The following is an 18,565-nucleotide window of genomic DNA, read 5'->3' as shown; positions in this document are numbered from 1 at the left end:
CTTTTGCCCGCGGAACCATTTTAAACAGTGATACATGCGCGTACAAGACCTATTGCGGCCCCTGCTGCTTTTTTGCTTTCCACTGGCCGCTTTTGCCCAGGCGCAGCCTTTTTCCTTTGCGGGACAAACCATCCCACCGGGACAGCAGCGGCAACTGGAGATCCCGGTAGCAGGGGAAACTGACAGTACGGTGATCCCCGTCACCATTATCCACGGCGCCAAGGCAGGGCCGGTGCTGGGCATTACCGCCGGTGTGCACGGGTATGAATACCCGCCCATTATGGCGGCGCAGCAACTGCCCGGCCAACTGCAGGCGGCGGATATGAGCGGCACGGTGATACTGGTGCAGGTAGCCAATGTACCGGCTTTCCTGGGAAGAAGCATTTACACCAATCCCATAGACGGCAAGAACCTGAACCGCTCCTTTCCCGGCGATCCAAAGGGCACGCTTACCGACCGCATGGCCTGGACCCTGGCGAACGGGATCATGCAACGCTGTGACTATTATGCCGACGTACATGCCGGGGACGGCAACGAGGACCTGCACGATTATGCAGGTTACTATGACTACCAGGGCCATGCGGCGCTAACGGAAAAAAGCCGGGAAATGGCCTGGTCACTGGGCTTTGATTATATCATTCCCATTGCGTGGAACCCGGAGCCGGGCGCTCCCACCCTGTACGGCACACGTGAAGCGATGTCCCGCAATATTCCCACCGTAGCGATAGAGTGCGGCCGCCTGGGCATGGTGCGCCCCGGGGAGGTGGAGAAAATAAACCGCGCGCTGCGTAGCCTGATGCGGCACCTGCAAATGCTGCCGGGCCAGCCCCTGCAGCCGGAAAACCCGCTGATCATCCGGGAGCGCAGCTATGTGAGCAGCGGGCATACCGGAATTTTCTACAGCAGCTTTCACAGTAATGACTATGTGAAAAAAGGCATGAAGCTGGGCTATTGCACGGACCTGTCCGGGCGCCGCCTGGGCGATGTGATTGCACCGGTGGACGGCATTATCCTTTACAAGGTGGGCACGCCGCCGGTAAACAAGGGCGAAACACTGTTCTGCATTGCGCACACGCCATAAGGCTTGCCGTTCTAATCGTCCTTCCCTCCTTTTTCCCCGGTAAACCAGTGCTCCTTATCGCGGAACAGCACATTGAAGGTAGTGAGCGAGCCATAAATGCGGGTAACATATTGCTGCAGGTTCACCTTATCCTCATCGCTGAGCAGCTTATGCCCGTTGATCTGCTGTTCCAGCACGCGGAGGCGGTCCCTTACCATTACGATCTTGTGGAAGAAAGTTTCGATCGGCACTTCCTTGGGCTTCAGCGAAGGATCCGCCGGTTTCAGCACCAAGGTGCCGTTTGCCCAGCGGTCGCCCAGGGGCACTATTTCCGTCATGTTGCCCCAGAGTCGCAATATCTTGAGCAGGGAGGCTTCCACCTGCGATACGGTTTCCACTTCCACGCTGCGGTTTTCTGCGTACAGTACTTCAAACTGGGGATCGGTCTTGTCTATCTCCTCGATACCGCTGTTTAAAAAAGTGACTACGTACTGTGCGTATTTCACACCGATAATAACGCCGGGTCCAAACCGCGAGTGTTGCACGCGGGAGCCCAGTCCTGCCGTCAGTTCTTCTTCCATGACAATTTCAATTAGTAATTAACAATGAATAATACCTATATCTTTTTCTCACCGCCATCGTCTTCGTCCTCGTTGATATAAGGATTCGGCGACATCATAAACTGGTAGCTTTGATCTACCAGCTCCCCGGTAGGCTCCTCTCCTTCTTCCGGCTCTGCATGTAGCTGCTGCAAAAAATTCTGCGCATGCATGTTATACATCTGGCCGGCTTCCATGTCCATTTCCGCGAGCTGCTGAATGCCATTCATGGTGCTCTGCTCCTGCTGGCTCCACAGGGAGGGATCGTGCGGGGCGTTCCAGTCCTGGGTTTGTGTAACATTGGTGGTAGCGCCGCCGGCGTACATCGGCATATTGTACAGGTAATTGCCGATATCGCTTTGCCCGTGAAACCCGAGGTTTAAATGGGCCGCTACCCCGATGCCGAACTGCATCCCCCGGAAGATCTCCTCCAGTTGCAATACGCGGAAGCTGAGCATATGCTTCATTTCGGTCTTATTGGCGCGGGTAAGCCTTTGCAGCTCGTCTTCATTCCTGGTCATCAGGGCCCGGAACAGGTCCGCGGGACTTACCTTCCATTTCGTGATCCGCTGCTGGAACCAGCGGGTCTCTTCGGGATAGGTTTCCAGCCCTTTCACCTGCAGGCCGCCCTGGCCGATGGACGTGTAGGATGCCTTACCCGATCCCAGCGCCAGGTCACTTTTCCCGGTAGTTTTGCTGCTGGTGAAAGCGTGCAGCGCTTCCAGTACCTGGGCGCTTGACATATTCACGCTTTTGAAGTCAAGCGAACCTTCGCTGATCATTTTGGTAATGCTGCCTTTTTCTGTTCCTGTTTTCCTGAACTTCAGGACAGCCTGGCGGGAAGCCAGCATCACCTTCTTCCGGAAGCCAGGGCTTCTCATCTTTTTACGCAACGCCACCCTTTCCTCTTTTGACAGGAAACTCTTCCCTCCCCCGCGTAAGCGCTTTTTCTTCGGGGACTTCAGTTTATAGGCCGTCTTGAACGCTTCCATTTCTTTTTTAACGGCGGCCGGCGACCGGAAGCTCTTCCCGGCCGAGCGGGCGCTCTTCGTGATCTCGCCCTGGAAATCCGGCTGGGAAAAATCTATAGCGACAGAAAAATTATGTCTTTGGTGTACCTGTGAAATAGCTAAGGTCAATACCTCGTTCAGCGATGCACGGCCTTGCGCCAGCCTGTGGAATTCGTCCGTCTGGTAGATTTTCCTGGCTTCAGAAGGTTTCGGCAGGTCGTTGATCGCTTTTTTTCTTTGCGCCCAGTAATTGGCATAGCCAATGTCCAGGAAGCGGTTCAGGTTTTCCCGGTTGCTGCGGATAACGGTTTCCTGCAGCAGGCGCTGCATGTCCGTGCCAAACCCGGTTTCAAATACATGCTCTGTATTGGTAATGGCCAGGCTGATATGCCTTGCCGCTTCCCTATTGGATTGCGCGGCATTGTCCGCATGCACCAGGTTGTTGTACAACGCCTGCCGCTGCTGGTTCACGAAGTCAGCGGGCGCTTTGTAAGCTACCTTTGGGTCTACGGTGGCGCCATTCAGCAGGCTGTGCGCCAGGTGCACGGCATGGAGGCCGCAACTGCCATCGCCCACCACCTGGTAATCCACCTCTTTATACCGAAGCGTCCAGTGGTTGCCCCCCACATGGTTGATGGCTATGCCATAATTGTATGGCATACCCGGTCCTACCACCCGGTTAAAGACATTCCACACCTGGTCTTCCGACAGGAAGGCCTGGGCGTCCAGGAGATCGCGGTGATAGGTGTCCAGCCATTCCCTTGGTATATGGGCCGGGTCCTGGTAGGCTTCCAGGCCGGCAATGACACGCTGTACAACCGGCTGGCCGCTACGCGGTGCGGGCATGCGTTGCGCCGCAAACGGCCCCTGAGCTACCGCCGGCCTGGCGATGCCTGCTGAACCGGGACGGTGCGCGGCCGCCCGGGAAGCGGAGGCGGCAGGTGATGCTTTATGATGGCTTAACATGCATGTTGTTTACGATAAATTACCTGGGCAACCGGCCCTTTATCCACTTGATCTGCCCATTGTGATTGGACTCATGCTCACAAACATGGAACCATTTGCAATAGTTATTGGTGGGGCCCCAGTACCATTTCTTATCTACCGCCAGCAGCCACTGGTCGTCCCTTTTCTTCAGCTCGTCCAGGGTATGCTGGCGCACTTCCTGCAGCGCGTCCAGGTAATACTGCAGGTCATGCCCTTTGATGGTTTTGCGGGCGGACTCGCCCAGTTCGGAGGCTGCGGTCCAGCGTTGCTTATCCTGCTCACTCCAGTCGCCCCATTGTTTTCCCTCAAAAGTATGCGCCTGGTAAAACCGTTCCGTGGCCGCCAGGTGCATCAGCATGGCGCCGATGGTGTTGGCCTTGGCGTCATGCAGGTAATCCAGCTCTTCCTGCTGCAGGCCTTTTAAAGACAGCAGCACTACGTGGCGCATCCAGTTCATCATGGATACCAGGGTGCCTACCTGGGGAGCATAGCCGGCTTTAGGGCCAATGAGGTTGATGTTGTCTTCCGCTTCCGCGCCGGGTATGGGGGCAGCCCATCCTCCCAGGGGTAACAGGCCCAGGCCGGTAACAGCAGTGGTGAGGGTGGCCGAAGCCTTCAGGAAATTCCTGCGGTCGATAAGGGTTTTACGGGTGCGCATGTGGATGTGTTTAGTTTGGAGCAGGAAATTAGCAATTAATTTCTTCCCAAAAAAAATTGTGTAGTTATATAACTACACGTATATTTGTAGTCAAATAGCTACACAATGAACCTGCGACGAGATGTATTTCAAGCTATAGCAGACCCTACAAGAAGGGCCATACTCCTGCTGGTGGCCTCGCAGGCCATGACAGCAGGCGCCATTGCCGCCAACTTTGACACCGCCCGGCCCACTGTTTCCAGGCACCTGCAAATACTTACCGAGTGTGAATTACTGGAGCCACGGCAAAAGGGCCGGGAAATTTACTATCATTTTAATCCCGGCAAAATGAAGGAGGTAGCCGATTTTCTTGAACCTTTTCGTAAACTGTGGGATGACCGGTTCAACAAGCTGGAAGACATTATGAAAACCTACAACGCAAAAAAATAGCATCACATGGAACTAAAAACAAAAGTCAATGCCGAAGAAGGCAAAAACGACCTCCTGATCACCAGGGAATTCAACCTGCCCCTGGAGTTATTGTTCAGGGCCTGTACAGAACCTGCACTGGTAGAGCAATGGATGGGCACCCGGGTGCTGAAGATGGAAAATAAAAAGCATGGCGGTTTCCAGCTCGAAACCAGGGACGACCATGGCAACGTGGTGTTCGAGGCCAATGGCACCGTTCATGCGTTTGTTCCCAACGGGAAGATCACCCGTACTTTTGAAATGACCAACGCATCTTTCGGCGTGCAACTCGAGTTCATGGAATTTGAAAAGCTCACGGACGACACGAGCAAACTTACTATTCATACCATATACCGCTCAAATGCGCTGAGGGACGAGCACCTGAAGCTGCCCTTCAAACAGGGGATCAACTGGGCGCATAATGAATTGGAGAAAATTGCAGGCAAACTAAAATAAAACCGCGTCACCATGAGCAAAAGAAACAAGATCATCTACTGGATCGCCACCTGCTGGCTGGCCTTAGGCATGCTGTCAACTGCCATCGTACAGTTAATGAAAACAAAAGAGGAAGTGGACAGCATTGCCCGTTTGGGATACCCTGTTTATATCCTGACCATTATAGGCGTTTGGAAAATCCTGGGGGTTATCGCCATATTTATTCCTAAATTTCCGTTGGTAAAGGAATGGGCTTATGCAGGCTTTTTCTTTGCCATGTCCGGGGCGATCATTTCGCACCTCGCGGCCGGCGATCCCGTGAGCCAGGTATTTCCCCCGTTGTTATTGCTGGTCCTGACAATCACGTCCTGGTATTTCAGGCCCGCGAACAGGAAAATTGCTCCCATTAATATAAAAGGATGAACATTATGAGCAGCAGTAAAAACAAAATATCCACGGAGCAGCGGGAAGCGCTGCTCGGCGTATTAAAAAAACGCTTTGAAAAACACATGCACCGCCATAAAGGCGTGGAGTGGACGAAAGTACAGGCGAAGCTGGAAGCCAGCGCCGGGAAACTGTGGTCGCTGAACGAGATGGAAAACAGCGGTGGCGAACCGGATGTGGTTGGCCAGGATAAAAAGACGGGCGAGTACATTTTCTATGATTGCGCTGCAGAAACGCCCAGGGGCCGCAGGAATACCTGTTACGACCGGGAAGCGCTGGAGTCCAGGAAAGAGCACAAGCCGGAAAACAATGCCGTGGATATGGCCACCGCCATGGGCATTGCACTTTTAACAGAGGAAGAATACCGGGCCTTGCAGCAACTCGGGGAGTTTGACACTAAAACATCGAGCTGGGTGCAAACACCGGCTGCTATCCGGGAACTTGGCGGCGCCCTCTTCTGTGACCGCCGCTACGACCACGTGTTCCTGTATCACAACGGGGCCTCCTCCTACTATGGCGTTCGGGGATTCCGTGGCTCGCTACGGGTATAGGTTATTCATTACATTCACCTGCTTTAATAACATGCAACATGAATCCTAAAGTTGATGACTTCCTGAGCCGCAATGAAAAGTGGCAGAAAGAAATGGAACAATTGAGAAAGATCGTTCTTGACTGCGGGCTGACCGAGAAACTGAAATGGGGTAATCCCTGCTACACCTTCCAGGAAAGGAATATCGTGTTAATACACGGGTTCAGGGATTACTGCGCCCTCCTGTTCTTCAAAGGCGCCCTGTTAAATGACACCCACGATATCCTTATCCAGCAAACGAAGAACGTGCAGGCGGCGCGCCAGGTGCGCTTTACCAATGTGAAGGAAATAGTGAAGATGGCCCAAGTGCTGAAGGCCTATATTTATGAGGCTATTGAAGTGGAAAAGGCCGGTTTGAAAGTAGCGTTAAAGCCCACCGCAGCCTTTACGATGCCCGGGGAATTTCAACAGAAGCTGGATGCAAACCCTGCGTTGAAAGCCGCCTTTGAGGCGTTGACGCCGGGACGGCAAAGAGCGTACCTGCTTCACTTTGCAGCCGCCAAGCAGTCCAGGACCCGGGTGTCGAGAATAGAAAAATATATCCCGCAGATCATGGATGGAAAGGGAATAAATGATTAGCCTATGCAAACGACCTGATGATGACGGCAATGATCGCAGCAATGATCACAACTGCCACCATTGCTACCGGGAATAAAGGTATGGACCGGGCCGGCTGTGGCACATCTTTCCTGTGGGATTTTTTTTTGTTCATTTTATCACGGGACGTAACTTTCTTTGTGGCGGTAGGCGTTGGTACCGCCTTTTTGCTTTTTTCAGGTTCTTTTTGCCGATGCTCTTTCTTTTTCCTTTCCTTTTCCTCTCTCCTTTTCTCGTTCACAACCTGCATGAATTCCTTCCGTTCCTTCTCTGTCCTGAGAATCTTTCTCCCCATTTCCAAGGGGGCCTGCCTTACTGCTTCATCCGGGTCTTTCAGAAATAATTCATTAAAAGCCCGGATGTTGGCATCCACAATCTCCAATACATGTTCTCTGATCTCCTCACCATACTCACGCTGATGCCCCCCGGGAAATTTTCTGACAACTGCTTCTATAATAGGCGCTACATCCAGGTTGTTCACCTCCTGCCTGTCCCGCAGATGGCTAACCGCACTTGTAACTGTCCGGTGCACCTCCTCCGCTTCCAGCTCGCCTACCGGGATGGCACCAATGCTTTTTTTATCTTGTATGTAGGGGATCATGAACTGGCAATTCAGGCAGGATGGTACAGATTCGGACCTGTTATTATAACGCCGGTCCCGGCCAATTTGATCCTTAATGGTAACCGTACTGTCGTCCGGCGCAACAAATACTTCCGTCATCATTACAGGAACGACGCCGGCCAGTTTGGCCCCGGCACAGGAAGCCAAGGCCGCACGGCCCTTCTCCGCACCTGCCTGCGAGATGTCTTCCACTACGTCGTACTCATGGTTATCACTATCCCGGTGCTTGCTGAGGGTGGCCTGTTGTACAGTTGCTACTTTGTTCCTGAAATCTTCCAGGACGGTAAATTGTGTATTGAATACTCTTAGCTGCTGCATTTGGGCTATACGGGTAAAATTTTGGTCGCGACCTGCTGTACGGGGCTCGTTCTGCCCGGAAAAAGCGGCATAAAGGCGATTGTTGCTATCAGCCGCTACCCCTATCATGTATCCTTTATAGGAGCTGTTATCCCCCTTGTACTTCCATACTTTTTGCTGTTGTAATTTCTCCCTGAGCCGCGCTGCATGCCAGGCTGTTGTAACAGTGGAAGGAATGCCCTTTTCAGTTTCTCCATACACATTCCTGTCTGCTCCTGACTTATATGGATAGTGCGGCACTCCCCGCTGAACTTCATTCACCAATGCCGTAGTAACCTTTAACGCAGTCCAAAATCCTTCCTCATTATTTTCCTGAATGTGCTGCATTACCTCCCCGTTTGCTCTCTCCACGTTTCCGTCGTTATCGAAATTCTTCATTGTGAATGCGATCTCCTGTTCCCAGGTACGCCCCTGGTTATTTACTCTCCATATCCGCAGGGCTTTATTAATAATAAATCCTCTGGCTACGGGAACGGACTCATAGCTTGCCTGTAGTTGTTTGATAATCTCCCCAAGACCACGTCTGTCCCGTGTGATCATCCGCTGTACAATTCTTTCCTCTTTCATTGGTAAAGAAAAAACGGCCTTTTGTTGTTTAGCTCCGGGAGCAATGTGATCAGCAGTGGCTCGATGAGGGGATCTGGTTGTCATTTGGGGGCATCTCATAAAAACAGGTATCAATTCCTGCTAAATTTACCTATTATTATGTATTAAATCCTTTTATTTAAAAAAATGATGTCAATTGCCATATGCGCACTTTTGCAGACCAGGTGATACAGTTTAACAGCTCCCTTGACTTTACAGGTCCCCTTCCGGATGGCATACAGGTGATGAACCCTTTCAGGGAACAGGGGCATATCCTGGACGTCATGCGGCAGTTTTACAAAAAATTCTACGACGATAACCATACCCGGCGGTTGATACTGGGCATTAATCCCGGCCGGCTGGGCTCCGGCGCTACCGGCGTACCTTTCAGCGATACCAAGCGGCTGGCGGAGGAGTGCGGCATTCACGTCAAAGGTTTTAAGACCCATGAGCCTTCCTCGGTGTTCGTGTATGATGTGATCCATGCCTACGGGGGTGTAGCCGCATTTTACCGGGACTTTTACATCAGCTCCATTTGCCCGCTGGGCTTTACTGCCGGTAATGGCAATGGCAAGGTGGTGAATTATAATTACTATGACAGCAAGGCGCTGACGGCCGCCGTACAAGACCTGATCGTGGACAGCCTGCACACGCAACTGGAATTTGGCATCAGCAGGAAGGTATGCTATTGCATGGGCACAGGAAAAAATGCAGCTTTCCTGCAGGCCCTGAATGCAAAGGAAAAATTCTTTGAAGAAATTGTACCGCTGGAGCATCCCCGTTTCGTGATGCAGTACAGGATCAAAACCAAGCAAACCTACGTGGATAAATACCTGGCCGCTTTAAAAATTAATAATGAATAATTAATAATTCATAGTCGTAACACCGGTGCTCCGTGAAACATGGGTGTTGCGGAAATTATTAATTATTCATCATTAATTACTAATTCCTCCCGGGAGGTGGGCCGTTTTTGCAGCATGCGCCGCAGCTCGCTGGCTTTCTCGTAAATGTGGTCGTCCTCATCCAGCAATATGGCGCCGGAATTAGCCAGGAAATCCTGCATTTTTTTCCGCCCGTTTGCAACTACCACGGTAATGGTTCCATCATCCATTGCATAGATAAACCTGCATTTTCTTACACCGTGCACAAGCGGGGTAATCTGGTAATGGGTGATCATGTAATCCATAAGCCACTGGGTTTATTACAGGAAATTAATTGTTATCCATCATACCAGGAGTTAACCCGTTGTAAACAGGCAAATATTAGCTACTTTTAACCCCTTATGGAATTGTTAAAAGTATCGGGCATCAGCAAGCAGCAGGCAGGCGCTTTTATTCTGAAGGACATCAGCTTTACATTACCACGGTTCCGGAAAATTGCCATTGCAGGCGAAACCGGCTCCGGCAAGAGCACCCTGCTGAAAGTGATTGCAGGGCTGTCCCAGCCGGATACCGGAGAGGTGCTGTTTGAGGACAAACGCGTGGAAGGCCCCCTGGAGGTATTGATACCGGGGCACGAAGGCATTGCCTATCTTTCCCAGTACTTTGAGCTGCGCCATCATTACCGGGTGGAGGAGATCCTCTCCTACGCCAACCAACTAACCGAAGACGAGGCCAGGAACATATACGCCATCTGCAGGATCAACCACCTGCTGCAGCGCCGCACGGATGAGTTGTCCGGCGGTGAGGCGCAACGGATCGCGCTGGCCCGGCTGCTAACCACCGCTCCCCGCCTGCTGCTGCTGGACGAACCTTTTTCCAACCTGGACATGATCCATAAAAACCTGCTGAAGTCCGTGATCCACGACATTGGCGAAAGCCTGGAGATCACCTGCATGCTGATATCGCACGACCCGCATGATATCCTTTCCTGGGCCGACGAGCTGTTCATCATGAAAGCCGGGCAACTATTGCAGCGGGGCGCGCCGCAGCAGGTGTATTACCAGCCCGTGGATGCGTATGCGGCCGGCCTGCTGGGCAAATACAACCTGGTGCCCCCGGACGGTCTCCGCCATCTGTCCGCCCTGCCGGGCATAACATCCAACGGCAAAAGCCTGTTTGCACGCCCGGAACAGTTTACCCTCACGGCCCCACAGCCGGACGCGCTGAAAGGAAAAGTGCAGGCGATCACTTTCTGGGGCGGCTATTACGATATAGCGGTACAAGTGCCCGGGAAAACAATGGTGACGGTCAGAATGATCACCTGTGATGTTAAGAAGGGAGATACCGTGTACGTGGGATGGCGGGGAACGGATGTTTGGTATATTTAAGGTACATATGAAAAGACTCCTCTGGCTGTTGTTACCCTGTATATATTCCCAGGCAGCGCAGGCCCAACCCTGGAATAATAAAACACACCTGACGCGGCAGGACACGCTGCGCGGCTCTATTACCCCGGAACGGGCCTGGTGGGATGTGCTGCGGTACGACCTGTGCATACAACCTTCTTTTACAGCGCGCACCCTTGCCGGGCACAATAACATTACCTACAAAGTATTGCAATCACAGCGTACCGCCCGTATGCAGGTAGACCTCCGGTCACCGCTGCACATAGATAGTGCCTTGATCAACCACCAGGAACATGTGCCCTTTGCCCGCGAAGGAGATGTATGGTACCTGCATTTGAAAACGCAAAACAAAAACGCTGTTAATACGATTACTATCTACTATTCCGGCCGCCCCCATGAAGCTGCGCAACCGCCCTGGGACGGGGGCTGGATATGGGGGGAGGACAGCCTGCACCGGCCCTGGATGACGGTAGCCTGCCAGGGCATTGGCGCCAGCACCTGGTATCCCTGCAAAGATCACCAGGGCGATGAACCGGACAACGGCGCTTCCCTGGCGATAAGGGTGCCGGATACCCTGGCAGCCATTGCTAATGGCCGGCTGCAATCGAAAAGGCAACATCCTGACCATACAGTTACCTACAAATGGGCGGTAACAAATCCCATCAATAATTACAATCTCTGCCCCTACATCGGTAAGTATATGTCTATTGACACGGTGTATCAAGGGCAAAACGGCCATCTCAGCATGCGCTATCATGTGCTGGATTATAACTACCAGAAGGCCCGGGCGCACCTGCTGCCGCACTCCTTTCTTGTGATGGAATGCTTTGAGCACTGGTTCGGCCCTTATCCCTTTTATGAAGACGGATACCAACTGGTGGATGCCCCAGGCTATGGCATGGAGCACCAGAGCGCCATCGCATATGGCAATGGCTACCGGAACGGACATCACGGCAGGGACTATTCCGGCACCGGCTGGGGCATGCAATGGGATTTCCTGCTGGTGCATGAAAGCGCGCATGAATGGTTCGGCAACAACATCACCGCCCGCGACCCGGCGGATAAATGGATACAGGAAAGTTTTGCCTGCTATGCGGATGTACTGTACATGAAAGACCTTATCAGCGACGCGGCAGGCAGCACCTACGTGATCGGCACACGGCGCAATATCCGTAACGATGCACCGATAACAGGCCCCTATGGAGTTGGCAGGGAAGGCAGCAGCGATATGTATCCCAAGGGCAGGAACCTGCTGCACATGATCCGCCGGATGATCCATAACGATGACCATTTCCGGGAAATACTGACGGGGATGAACCGGGATTTCCGTCACCAGACCGTTACTTCCCGGCAAATAGAAGATTATCTCATCGCCCGGTCCGGCATTGACCTCTCCCCTGTTTTTGACCAGTACCTGCGTACGCCGCAGGTGCCGGTATTTGAATACCGGATCGGCGGCCGGACGCTGGCCTACCGCTTCACCAACTGCGTGCCTCACTTTTCCATGCCACTGCTGATAAAAGCCGGCGGAGAGCACTGGATCACACCCCGCGCATCCTGGCAGGAGTTAACGTTGCCGCATAACATTCACACCATTACCGTAGACAGTTGTTTTTATGTAGGCGTGCAGGCACGCCTGTAAAACCGCAAGTTCCGGGTTTCGCACCCGCTCCCCTCCCGGTACCTTCGTGCCGTAAACAAGCCTGAATCATGCAAAACATTATTGAGCGCCTGCAGGAGCAGCACTGGGAGCAGGTAGCGGAAGACATGCACCGCCAGGGATACGCGGTGATCCCCCATGTGCTGACCAGAAAGGAATGCGATATCCTCGTTGAATCCTACCACACCGATCATCTTTACCGTAAAACCATCAGTATGGAGCGGTACCGCTTTGGCGCGGGCGAATACAAATACTTCCGGTATCCCCTGCCGGCCCTAATAGAGGATATCCGGCAAACGGTGTACCCTTACCTGGCGCCCATTGCCAATAAGTGGATGGAGGTGCTGGGCATGGCGCAACGCTTTCCTCCTGACCATGCAGCGCTGCAGGCGCGCTGCCATCAGCAGGGCCAGACCCAGCCTACGGTGCTGATCCTGCAATATGGTGAGGGCGGCTTTAACACCCTGCACCAGGACCTTTACGGCGATATCTTTTTCCCCATGCAACTGGTGCTGTTCCTGGACGAAGCGGGCCAGGATTATACCGGCGGCGAATTTGTGCTCACGGAGCAGGTGCCCCGTGCGCAATCGAAGGCCAACGTGCTACAGCCCCGGCGCGGCGATATGCTGTTGTTTACCACCAGTTTCCGGCCGGCAAAAGGCAGCAAAGGGTACTACCGGGTGCATATGAAGCACGGGGTCAGCCCGCTGCGCAGCGGCCGCCGGCATACGCTGGGCATTATCTTTCACGATGCCCTCAGTTGACCGTTAGGCCTTCAGCCAGTACAGCAGCAGCAGGTTAAAGAGGAAGATCAGCAGGATCACGAAGGTGTCCCAGGTAAGCAGGAAGCCTTTTTCCGGCAGTTTGATCATCAGCCCGGCAATGGCCACGGTGGTCATCATGATGGCCGCAAATATGGAAACCAGGTTGATGTCGGAGGCATTGAACAGCAGGCTGCCGCCTGCATAAAAAAGATCATCCAGCGCAAGAATAAAAATATTGAAGATGTTGCTACCCAGGATGTTGCCCACGGCAATATCCACGTTGCCGGCGCGGAGTGCGCTGCCGGATACGGCTACCTCCGGCAGGGAGGTGCTGGCCGCCAGGAACAGCGTACCTACAAAAGTCAGCCCCAGGCCACTTTTCAACGCAATACCTTCCGCGAAAGTGGGTAGCATGATGGCTGCCGCCACGATAAAAAGGCTGTTGAAAATATAGTAGCGGACCGCCACCCGCAGGGGCATACCGGTAGCGGCCACTTCCGCTTCCGTATGATGGTTCCTTTTCTCGTAGTTGAAAAGCAGCCTTATGGTAATGAAGTATACAATGAAAGCCAGGAGGGATACGGCGCTCAGCCATCCTGCAATAGAGATGTCCACCGGCAGGAACAGCCCGATACCGACAATGGCCAGCAAGAGGATGCTCATGGAAGCGGCCAGCACATGCGTATTGGCGGCCCTGCCCAGCAAGGGTTTGGGGGACATGAAATCTAACAGGGACAGCAGCAGCAGGTTAAACGCGCAACTGCCTGCAATGTCGCCAAGGGCCAGGTCGGCGGATTTTACAATGGTAACGGAGCCGATGCCCACCACCAGCTCCGGCAGCGAAGTAACCGCCGCCACCAGCACCAGCCCGATCCAGGCTTTCCCGATACCGGTCTTGATGGCGATGAGGTTCCCGTAATAGGACAATTTCCTGCCTGCAATGAAAATAACGACCGCGCAGGCGCTGAAAAGTAACAGATCCGGCAGCATAATCACCTGGTATTAGCCCGGTATGGCCAGTAAAGGAATTTTAGTATGATAGGCCATTTGCCTGGTGCGGCTCCTGTGCAGTAACCGGTCCATAAACCCGTGCCGGTGCGGTACCATGGCCAACATATCTATATCCAGCCGGCTAACATACTCCTGCAGGGTGGTCTCAAAATCATCCCCTTCCAACTGTATGGCAGATGCTACCGGGAGCTTGTATTTTTTCCGGAAACTTTTGCGGTAGTCCGTCAATGCCGTATCATGCTCCAGGTATTCGTGGATCTCCACTTTATCTACTTCGTTAAAGACGGCTACATGCAGTTGAGCGGAAAACAGGGCCGCTATGTCGGCCAGCGGCGCATCCGGCCCGGCGCCGGTCTCAAAGCCTTTGGTGCAGAAGAGTATGTTGGCCGGCGTTTTCCATTGGTAGGTAATGGGAATAGCCAGCACCGGTATCGTGCTTTTGCTGATCAGGCTGGCGGTAGTGCTGCCGATAACTACCTCCTTCAGCCCGGAAGCGCCCTGCGTGCCCATAATGACCAGGTCCGCCACATGCTCAATAGCGCATTGCAGGATACTTTTCTGCACGGATCCCTTGTAAATGCGGGTCAGTATTTTTACGCCTTTGGCTTTTTCCGTGACCTTACTTTTCCAAACCTTCAGCTCCCCGGCGATCTCTTCCACCAGGTTCCGGTTATAAGCAGCACGCAATGCCTGGCGGTCCACAAAGGGGCTTTCCAGCAACTGGCATGCGTGCATCAATACAATCGTCGCTTGATTTCTTTTACTGATCTCCACCGCGTATTGCAGGGCTTTATAAGCATTTACGGAAAAATCCGTAGGCACCAGGATGGTTTTCATGACGCTGATATTTGTTGATATACCAAAAGTAGGACAGCGCAGCAGCGGGAGTAATGACCGGGGTCAGGTATTTGTTTGATTGTCGTTAATAAAAATTTTCGGTACTTTCAGCGTACACTGATACGGAAATTACAGCCAGATCGTTATGACAAGACCCGACAAAAACAGCGCCCGGCACTGGTGGATCGTTACAGCCATTAACAAAATGTGCCAGGTACTGATACCTGTTTTTTTACTTATTGCCTTCTGCTGGATCTTGTATGATACCGGTTTCAACCACTTTCAGACCAACGACGCCACGGTCAATTACTGGCTCTCGCTTTTACTACCCGGCCTGGTGATCATGATGGGCCTGCGCTGGCTGGCCGGGATATTTGAAAAAAGGAAATTACGTGCACGCCTCATTTCCCTGGGGCTCTGGCTGATCACCATCTGCTGCTACGTGGTGCTGTTGCCGCTGAAAAGATCAATGGTTCAACATGACAGCAACCTGTACCTGCTTTACAAAATACTGTTATATACCTGTATTTCCTTTGTAGCGCTGGCGGAGCTGTCGCTGATCATCCGGTTTTCCCCCAGGAAGGCGCCCAATTCCGCCCTCCTGTTCGTAGCCAGCTTTGCGCTGATGGTGCTGCTGGGCACATTGCTGTTAAGCCTGCCTTATGCCACCCATCGCGGCCTGTCGCTGACGGACGCGCTGTTCACTTCTACGAGCGCCGTATGCGTAACGGGGCTGGCGGTAACAGACACCGCCAGGGAATTCACGGTTTTCGGACAGGTGATCCTGCTGCTGCTGATACAGGCGGGAGGCCTGGGCATTATGACCTTCACCGGGCTTTTGAGCTATGCCATTACAGGCAGCATATCGTTCCGCAACGAGCTGGCCTTCCGGAACATGTTCCTCAGCAACAAGCTGGGAAACGTGATGCACCTGGTGTCCCGCATTGTGCTGGTCACTTTTTTCTTTGAGGCCATCGGCGCGGCCGGCATTTATTTCACTACCGGGCCGGAGCTTTTTGAAAGAAAGCTGGACAAGCTGTTCTTCTCCGTGTTCCATTCGGTATCGGCCTTTTGCAATGCAGGATTTTCCACCTACTCCAATGGCCTGTACCACGAAGGGCTGCGGTTCAATTACTCCTTCCAGCTCCTGATCGCCCTGCTGATCATCCTGGGCGGACTGGGTTTCCCGATCACCTTTAACCTGTTCTCCTACATACGGGTGAAAGCCACTAACGGCTGGTGGCGCCTGCAGCGGAGGGGCAAGCGTATCCATATTCCGCGGCTCATCAACATCAATTCCCGCCTGGCGCTGGTCACCAGCTTCTTTTTGCTGGTAACGGGCTTTATAGCCTACCTGGCCTTCGAGTGGCGCGGCACGCTGCAGCAGCATCCCTCCCTCTGGGGCAAGATGGTGACGGCTTTCTTCGGATCGGTGACGCCCCGCACCGCGGGATTTGATACGGTGAACATCTCGGGCCTCAACCTCTCCACCGTGATGATCTACCTCTTGCTAATGTGGATCGGGGCCTCCCCCGGCTCTACGGGCGGTGGTATCAAGACCACTACCTTTGCAGTGGCGGTGCTGAACATGACGAGCGTGGTGCGAGGAAAGGACCGGTCCGAGTTCTTCAACACGGAAATATCCGCGCCCTCCGTGCGGCGGGCCTTTGCTATCATGCTGCTGTCGTTGCTGGTGATCGGCATTGCCGTATTCCTGATTTCCATACGGGATGGCGACAAAGGGCTGATCCAGATCGCCTTTGAGGCATTTTCGGCATTCAGCACCGTAGGCCTTACACTGGGCATTACGCCGGAGCTGTCCGGCCTTAGCAAGCTGGTGCTGGTGCTGACCATGTTCATTGGCAGGGTGGGTACGCTCACGCTGATCATGGCTTTTGTAAAGCAGCAGCAGCAATTGTATTACCGGTATCCTAAAGAAGATATTACGTTCTAAAAATATTAACAGATGAAATTCATTGTATTCGGACTGGGCAATTTCGGCGCCGCTTTATCACAACAACTGGTAAGCCTGGGACATGAAGTGATCGGCGTGGACCTCAAGCAGGAGTTGGTAGACAAATACAGCTCCAGCATTACCCATACCATTACACTGGACGCCACGCACCGCGAAGGCATGCAGCAACTGCCCCTGCACGATACGGATGCCGCCATTGTAGGCATCGGCGAAAATGAAGGCATTACCATCATGGTCACGGCCCTGCTGAAGCAGATAGGCGTTAAGCGCATCATCTGCCGGGTTACCTCTCCCCTGCAGCAGATTGTGCTGGAAGCCATGCGTATCGAGGAATTCGTATACCCGGAAGCGTCATCCGCGGAGCGGCTGGCCTTTAAGCTGGACCTGCCGGGCGTGCTCAACTCCTACCGTTTCCGGGACGATTACCGCCTGCTGGAAGTACAGGTGCCGGAGCGTTATGTAAACAAGACCGTGGAGTCCATCCGGTTTGCTGAGAAATACCGCCTGGTGCTGGTCACCATCACCCGAGACGAGCATGGCAAGAATATTTTTGGCAGTGAAAGCGCGGTGCCGCATGCCATGGGCCCGGTAAAGCCGGATACGGTGCTGCTACCGGACGATACGCTGCTGATCTTTGGCACCGCGCATGACCTGCAGTCGTTTGTGGACTAAAGGTGATATCAATGTTCCAGCTCTGGCCTGGCCTGCATCTTTCCATCCAGGAAAGGCCGCACGGTCTGCGGGAGCTCAGGCGCCATCAACATATCATAGTGGGTGTGGTTAGGCAGGATGGCGAGACGGTTTTGCGGCATGTTTTCCCGGTTCCAGCCGGCGTCTTTCTTACCGCCGCCCAGCAGCTCATAGAATTTTACGATATGCGCAGGACGTATCATGTCTCCATCGCCATACACCAGCATAACCGGCATTTCGAGCCTGGCCACTTCTGCAGACCAATCAAAGGGGCGCTTCATCATCTGCCCCATCTGTTCCAGCAGCTTTGGAAAATCTTCCGGCTGGGGGGCAATGGCTGCATAGGACTTGTAAATGGGCGTTTGCTTCAGCAATGCTGCGGCGCCGGCGTTCATCTGTTCCTGTTGCGCCAGTATGTCCGGGTAGAAACCGTCCCGTGCAAAGACTGTTGACACAAGGGCCAGCCGGCGTACCAACCCGGGGTGTTGTATAGCCAGCCGCAGCCCGGCGATACCTCCCATTGAATAACCCAGCACATCTACCTGCTTGATCCCAAGCTGCCGGAGCAACGCGGCGAGATCATCGGCCATATCGATGTAGCTGACGGGCCGGTCAGTCAATGCCGTACGGCCGTGCCCGTAAAGATCAACGGCAATTACCTGCCGCCCGGCATTTATTGCAGGCATTATCCGCTCAAACATACCCATGGAGCCCAGGCCGCCGTGCAGCAACAGGAGCGGCTCGCCTGTACCGCTGATCTCATAATACATTTTAATACCATTTACCCGGGCATAGCCTTTCCCGGTGGCATCCTGCGCCTGTATGCTGCCTGCGGCCGCCATGCAGGTTGCGATGACCATGGCCGAAATAAGATACTTTTTCATGTACAGATCGTTTTTTTTGTTTTTGATGTCACAAAGATACCCGGGCGCCGGCGTTCGGGCCGGGGGG

General features: G+C 53.4%; 20 protein-coding genes. 12 read left to right on the top strand and 8 right to left on the bottom strand.

Annotated features, from left to right (window positions below; genetic code table 11):
- The first annotated feature begins 34 nt into the window (after positions 1 to 34).
- Entirely contained in the window at positions 35 to 1,081 is a 1,047-nt protein-coding gene (locus LX66_RS18195) for a succinylglutamate desuccinylase/aspartoacylase family protein (RefSeq protein WP_145716213.1), read from the top strand.
- A gap of 11 nt (positions 1,082 to 1,092) precedes the next feature.
- Here LX66_RS18195 and LX66_RS18190 read toward each other — a convergent pair whose 3' ends face one another.
- From LX66_RS18190 to LX66_RS18180, 3 genes are read right to left on the bottom strand one after another with little or no spacing between them, the layout of a single operon-like run.
- Entirely contained in the window at positions 1,093 to 1,641 is a 549-nt protein-coding gene (locus LX66_RS18190; RefSeq protein ID WP_145716211.1) for a hypothetical protein, read from the bottom strand.
- A 35-nt stretch (positions 1,642 to 1,676) separates the two neighbouring features.
- Positions 1,677 to 3,635: a hypothetical protein gene (locus tag LX66_RS18185; RefSeq protein ID WP_145716209.1), complete on the bottom strand. Its 1,959-nt coding sequence runs from the start codon at positions 3,633 to 3,635 to the stop codon at positions 1,677 to 1,679.
- Positions 3,636 to 3,654: 19 nt separating this feature from the next.
- On the bottom strand, positions 3,655 to 4,314 hold the full coding sequence (locus LX66_RS18180) for a DinB family protein (RefSeq protein ID WP_145716207.1): 660 nt from the start codon (positions 4,312 to 4,314) through the stop codon (positions 3,655 to 3,657).
- 105 nt (positions 4,315 to 4,419) lie between these two features.
- On the opposite strand from LX66_RS18180, the gene LX66_RS18175 reads away from it, so the two are divergent.
- The 5 genes from LX66_RS18175 to LX66_RS18155 are packed head-to-tail and all read left to right on the top strand — an operon-like array spanning position 4,420 to position 6,808.
- Entirely contained in the window at positions 4,420 to 4,743 is a 324-nt protein-coding gene (locus LX66_RS18175; RefSeq protein WP_145716205.1) for an ArsR/SmtB family transcription factor, read from the top strand.
- Positions 4,744 to 4,749: 6 nt separating this feature from the next.
- Positions 4,750 to 5,217, top strand: a complete 468-nt coding sequence (locus LX66_RS18170; protein WP_145716202.1) for an SRPBCC family protein — start codon at positions 4,750 to 4,752, stop codon at positions 5,215 to 5,217.
- 12 nt (positions 5,218 to 5,229) lie between these two features.
- Entirely contained in the window at positions 5,230 to 5,619 is a 390-nt protein-coding gene (locus LX66_RS18165) for a DoxX family protein (protein WP_145716200.1), read from the top strand.
- Positions 5,620 to 5,624: 5 nt separating this feature from the next.
- Complete coding sequence (locus tag LX66_RS18160; RefSeq protein ID WP_145716198.1) at positions 5,625 to 6,191, top strand: DUF4256 domain-containing protein; 567 nt, start codon at positions 5,625 to 5,627, stop codon at positions 6,189 to 6,191.
- A gap of 38 nt (positions 6,192 to 6,229) precedes the next feature.
- Positions 6,230 to 6,808, top strand: coding sequence for a YdeI/OmpD-associated family protein (locus LX66_RS18155; RefSeq protein WP_145716196.1), 579 nt, complete (start codon positions 6,230 to 6,232; stop codon positions 6,806 to 6,808).
- Position 6,809: 1 nt separating this feature from the next.
- Here LX66_RS18155 and LX66_RS18150 read toward each other — a convergent pair whose 3' ends face one another.
- Positions 6,810 to 8,372 carry a hypothetical protein gene (locus LX66_RS18150; protein ID WP_145716194.1) on the bottom strand — a complete coding sequence of 521 codons (1,563 nt, stop codon included), beginning with the start codon at positions 8,370 to 8,372 and terminating at the stop codon, positions 6,810 to 6,812.
- A gap of 182 nt (positions 8,373 to 8,554) precedes the next feature.
- Here LX66_RS18150 and LX66_RS18145 point away from each other — a divergent pair, with 182 nt between their 5' ends.
- The gene (locus LX66_RS18145) at positions 8,555 to 9,253 is read left to right on the top strand and encodes a uracil-DNA glycosylase family protein (protein WP_145716192.1); all 699 of its coding nucleotides are present in this window, start codon (positions 8,555 to 8,557) and stop codon (positions 9,251 to 9,253) included.
- Between the two features lie 62 nt (positions 9,254 to 9,315).
- On the opposite strand, the gene LX66_RS18140 is transcribed toward LX66_RS18145, so the two are convergent.
- The gene (locus LX66_RS18140) at positions 9,316 to 9,576 is read right to left on the bottom strand and encodes a hypothetical protein (RefSeq protein WP_145716190.1); all 261 of its coding nucleotides are present in this window, start codon (positions 9,574 to 9,576) and stop codon (positions 9,316 to 9,318) included.
- A gap of 96 nt (positions 9,577 to 9,672) precedes the next feature.
- Between LX66_RS18140 and LX66_RS18135 the strand changes: the two genes are divergently transcribed.
- The 3 genes from LX66_RS18135 to LX66_RS18125 all read left to right on the top strand — a co-directional run bounded on the left by LX66_RS18135 (position 9,673) and on the right by LX66_RS18125 (position 13,101).
- Entirely contained in the window at positions 9,673 to 10,659 is a 987-nt protein-coding gene (locus LX66_RS18135) for an ABC transporter ATP-binding protein (protein ID WP_145716188.1), read from the top strand.
- A gap of 7 nt (positions 10,660 to 10,666) precedes the next feature.
- A complete protein-coding gene (locus tag LX66_RS18130) occupies positions 10,667 to 12,319 on the top strand; it encodes a M1 family metallopeptidase (protein WP_158642671.1) in 1,653 nt (550 codons plus the stop codon).
- 68 nt (positions 12,320 to 12,387) lie between these two features.
- The gene (locus LX66_RS18125; protein ID WP_145716185.1) at positions 12,388 to 13,101 is read left to right on the top strand and encodes a 2OG-Fe(II) oxygenase; all 714 of its coding nucleotides are present in this window, start codon (positions 12,388 to 12,390) and stop codon (positions 13,099 to 13,101) included.
- 3 nt (positions 13,102 to 13,104) lie between these two features.
- On the opposite strand, the gene LX66_RS18120 is transcribed toward LX66_RS18125, so the two are convergent.
- Together LX66_RS18120 and LX66_RS18115 are read right to left on the bottom strand one after the other, a co-directional pair.
- Positions 13,105 to 14,091 carry a sodium:calcium antiporter gene (locus LX66_RS18120; RefSeq protein WP_145716183.1) on the bottom strand — a complete coding sequence of 329 codons (987 nt, stop codon included), beginning with the start codon at positions 14,089 to 14,091 and terminating at the stop codon, positions 13,105 to 13,107.
- A gap of 12 nt (positions 14,092 to 14,103) precedes the next feature.
- On the bottom strand, positions 14,104 to 14,949 hold the full coding sequence (locus LX66_RS18115; protein WP_145716181.1) for a universal stress protein: 846 nt from the start codon (positions 14,947 to 14,949) through the stop codon (positions 14,104 to 14,106).
- Between the two features lie 145 nt (positions 14,950 to 15,094).
- Here LX66_RS18115 and LX66_RS18110 point away from each other — a divergent pair, with 145 nt between their 5' ends.
- Both LX66_RS18110 and LX66_RS18105 read left to right on the top strand, forming a co-directional pair.
- A complete protein-coding gene (locus LX66_RS18110; RefSeq protein ID WP_145716179.1) occupies positions 15,095 to 16,903 on the top strand; it encodes a TrkH family potassium uptake protein in 1,809 nt (602 codons plus the stop codon).
- 12 nt (positions 16,904 to 16,915) lie between these two features.
- Positions 16,916 to 17,596 carry a potassium channel family protein gene (locus LX66_RS18105; RefSeq protein ID WP_145716177.1) on the top strand — a complete coding sequence of 227 codons (681 nt, stop codon included), beginning with the start codon at positions 16,916 to 16,918 and terminating at the stop codon, positions 17,594 to 17,596.
- Between the two features lie 8 nt (positions 17,597 to 17,604).
- On the opposite strand, the gene LX66_RS18100 is transcribed toward LX66_RS18105, so the two are convergent.
- Positions 17,605 to 18,498: an alpha/beta fold hydrolase gene (locus tag LX66_RS18100; RefSeq protein WP_145716175.1), complete on the bottom strand. Its 894-nt coding sequence runs from the start codon at positions 18,496 to 18,498 to the stop codon at positions 17,605 to 17,607.
- Between the last annotated feature and the right edge of the window lie 67 nt (positions 18,499 to 18,565).

This window comes from Chitinophaga japonensis (assembly GCF_007830125.1).
In the GTDB taxonomy this organism is placed as follows: Bacteria; Bacteroidota; Bacteroidia; order Chitinophagales; family Chitinophagaceae; genus Chitinophaga; species Chitinophaga japonensis.
Note: the sequence above shows the minus strand (reverse complement) of the source record. Positions and strands in the feature narration are given on the sequence as shown.

Bases quoted from the DNA above. Each gene is read 5' to 3' on its own strand.
- LX66_RS18195 (WP_145716213.1), top strand. From the start codon at position 35: ATGCGCGTACAAGACCTATTGCGGCCCCTGCTGCTTTTTTGCTTTCCA.
- LX66_RS18190 (WP_145716211.1), bottom strand. From the start codon at position 1,641: ATGGAAGAAGAACTGACGGCAGGACTGGGCTCCCGCGTGCAACACTCG.
- LX66_RS18185 (WP_145716209.1), bottom strand. From the start codon at position 3,635: ATGTTAAGCCATCATAAAGCATCACCTGCCGCCTCCGCTTCCCGGGCG.
- LX66_RS18180 (WP_145716207.1), bottom strand. From the start codon at position 4,314: ATGCGCACCCGTAAAACCCTTATCGACCGCAGGAATTTCCTGAAGGCT.
- LX66_RS18175 (WP_145716205.1), top strand. From the start codon at position 4,420: ATGAACCTGCGACGAGATGTATTTCAAGCTATAGCAGACCCTACAAGA.
- LX66_RS18170 (WP_145716202.1), top strand. From the start codon at position 4,750: ATGGAACTAAAAACAAAAGTCAATGCCGAAGAAGGCAAAAACGACCTC.
- LX66_RS18165 (WP_145716200.1), top strand. From the start codon at position 5,230: ATGAGCAAAAGAAACAAGATCATCTACTGGATCGCCACCTGCTGGCTG.
- LX66_RS18160 (WP_145716198.1), top strand. From the start codon at position 5,625: ATGAGCAGCAGTAAAAACAAAATATCCACGGAGCAGCGGGAAGCGCTG.
- LX66_RS18155 (WP_145716196.1), top strand. From the start codon at position 6,230: ATGAATCCTAAAGTTGATGACTTCCTGAGCCGCAATGAAAAGTGGCAG.
- LX66_RS18150 (WP_145716194.1), bottom strand. From the start codon at position 8,372: ATGAAAGAGGAAAGAATTGTACAGCGGATGATCACACGGGACAGACGT.
- LX66_RS18145 (WP_145716192.1), top strand. From the start codon at position 8,555: ATGCGCACTTTTGCAGACCAGGTGATACAGTTTAACAGCTCCCTTGAC.
- LX66_RS18140 (WP_145716190.1), bottom strand. From the start codon at position 9,576: ATGGATTACATGATCACCCATTACCAGATTACCCCGCTTGTGCACGGT.
- LX66_RS18135 (WP_145716188.1), top strand. From the start codon at position 9,673: ATGGAATTGTTAAAAGTATCGGGCATCAGCAAGCAGCAGGCAGGCGCT.
- LX66_RS18130 (WP_158642671.1), top strand. From the start codon at position 10,667: ATGAAAAGACTCCTCTGGCTGTTGTTACCCTGTATATATTCCCAGGCA.
- LX66_RS18125 (WP_145716185.1), top strand. From the start codon at position 12,388: ATGCAAAACATTATTGAGCGCCTGCAGGAGCAGCACTGGGAGCAGGTA.
- LX66_RS18120 (WP_145716183.1), bottom strand. From the start codon at position 14,091: ATGCTGCCGGATCTGTTACTTTTCAGCGCCTGCGCGGTCGTTATTTTC.
- LX66_RS18115 (WP_145716181.1), bottom strand. From the start codon at position 14,949: ATGAAAACCATCCTGGTGCCTACGGATTTTTCCGTAAATGCTTATAAA.
- LX66_RS18110 (WP_145716179.1), top strand. From the start codon at position 15,095: ATGACAAGACCCGACAAAAACAGCGCCCGGCACTGGTGGATCGTTACA.
- LX66_RS18105 (WP_145716177.1), top strand. From the start codon at position 16,916: ATGAAATTCATTGTATTCGGACTGGGCAATTTCGGCGCCGCTTTATCA.
- LX66_RS18100 (WP_145716175.1), bottom strand. From the start codon at position 18,498: ATGAAAAAGTATCTTATTTCGGCCATGGTCATCGCAACCTGCATGGCG.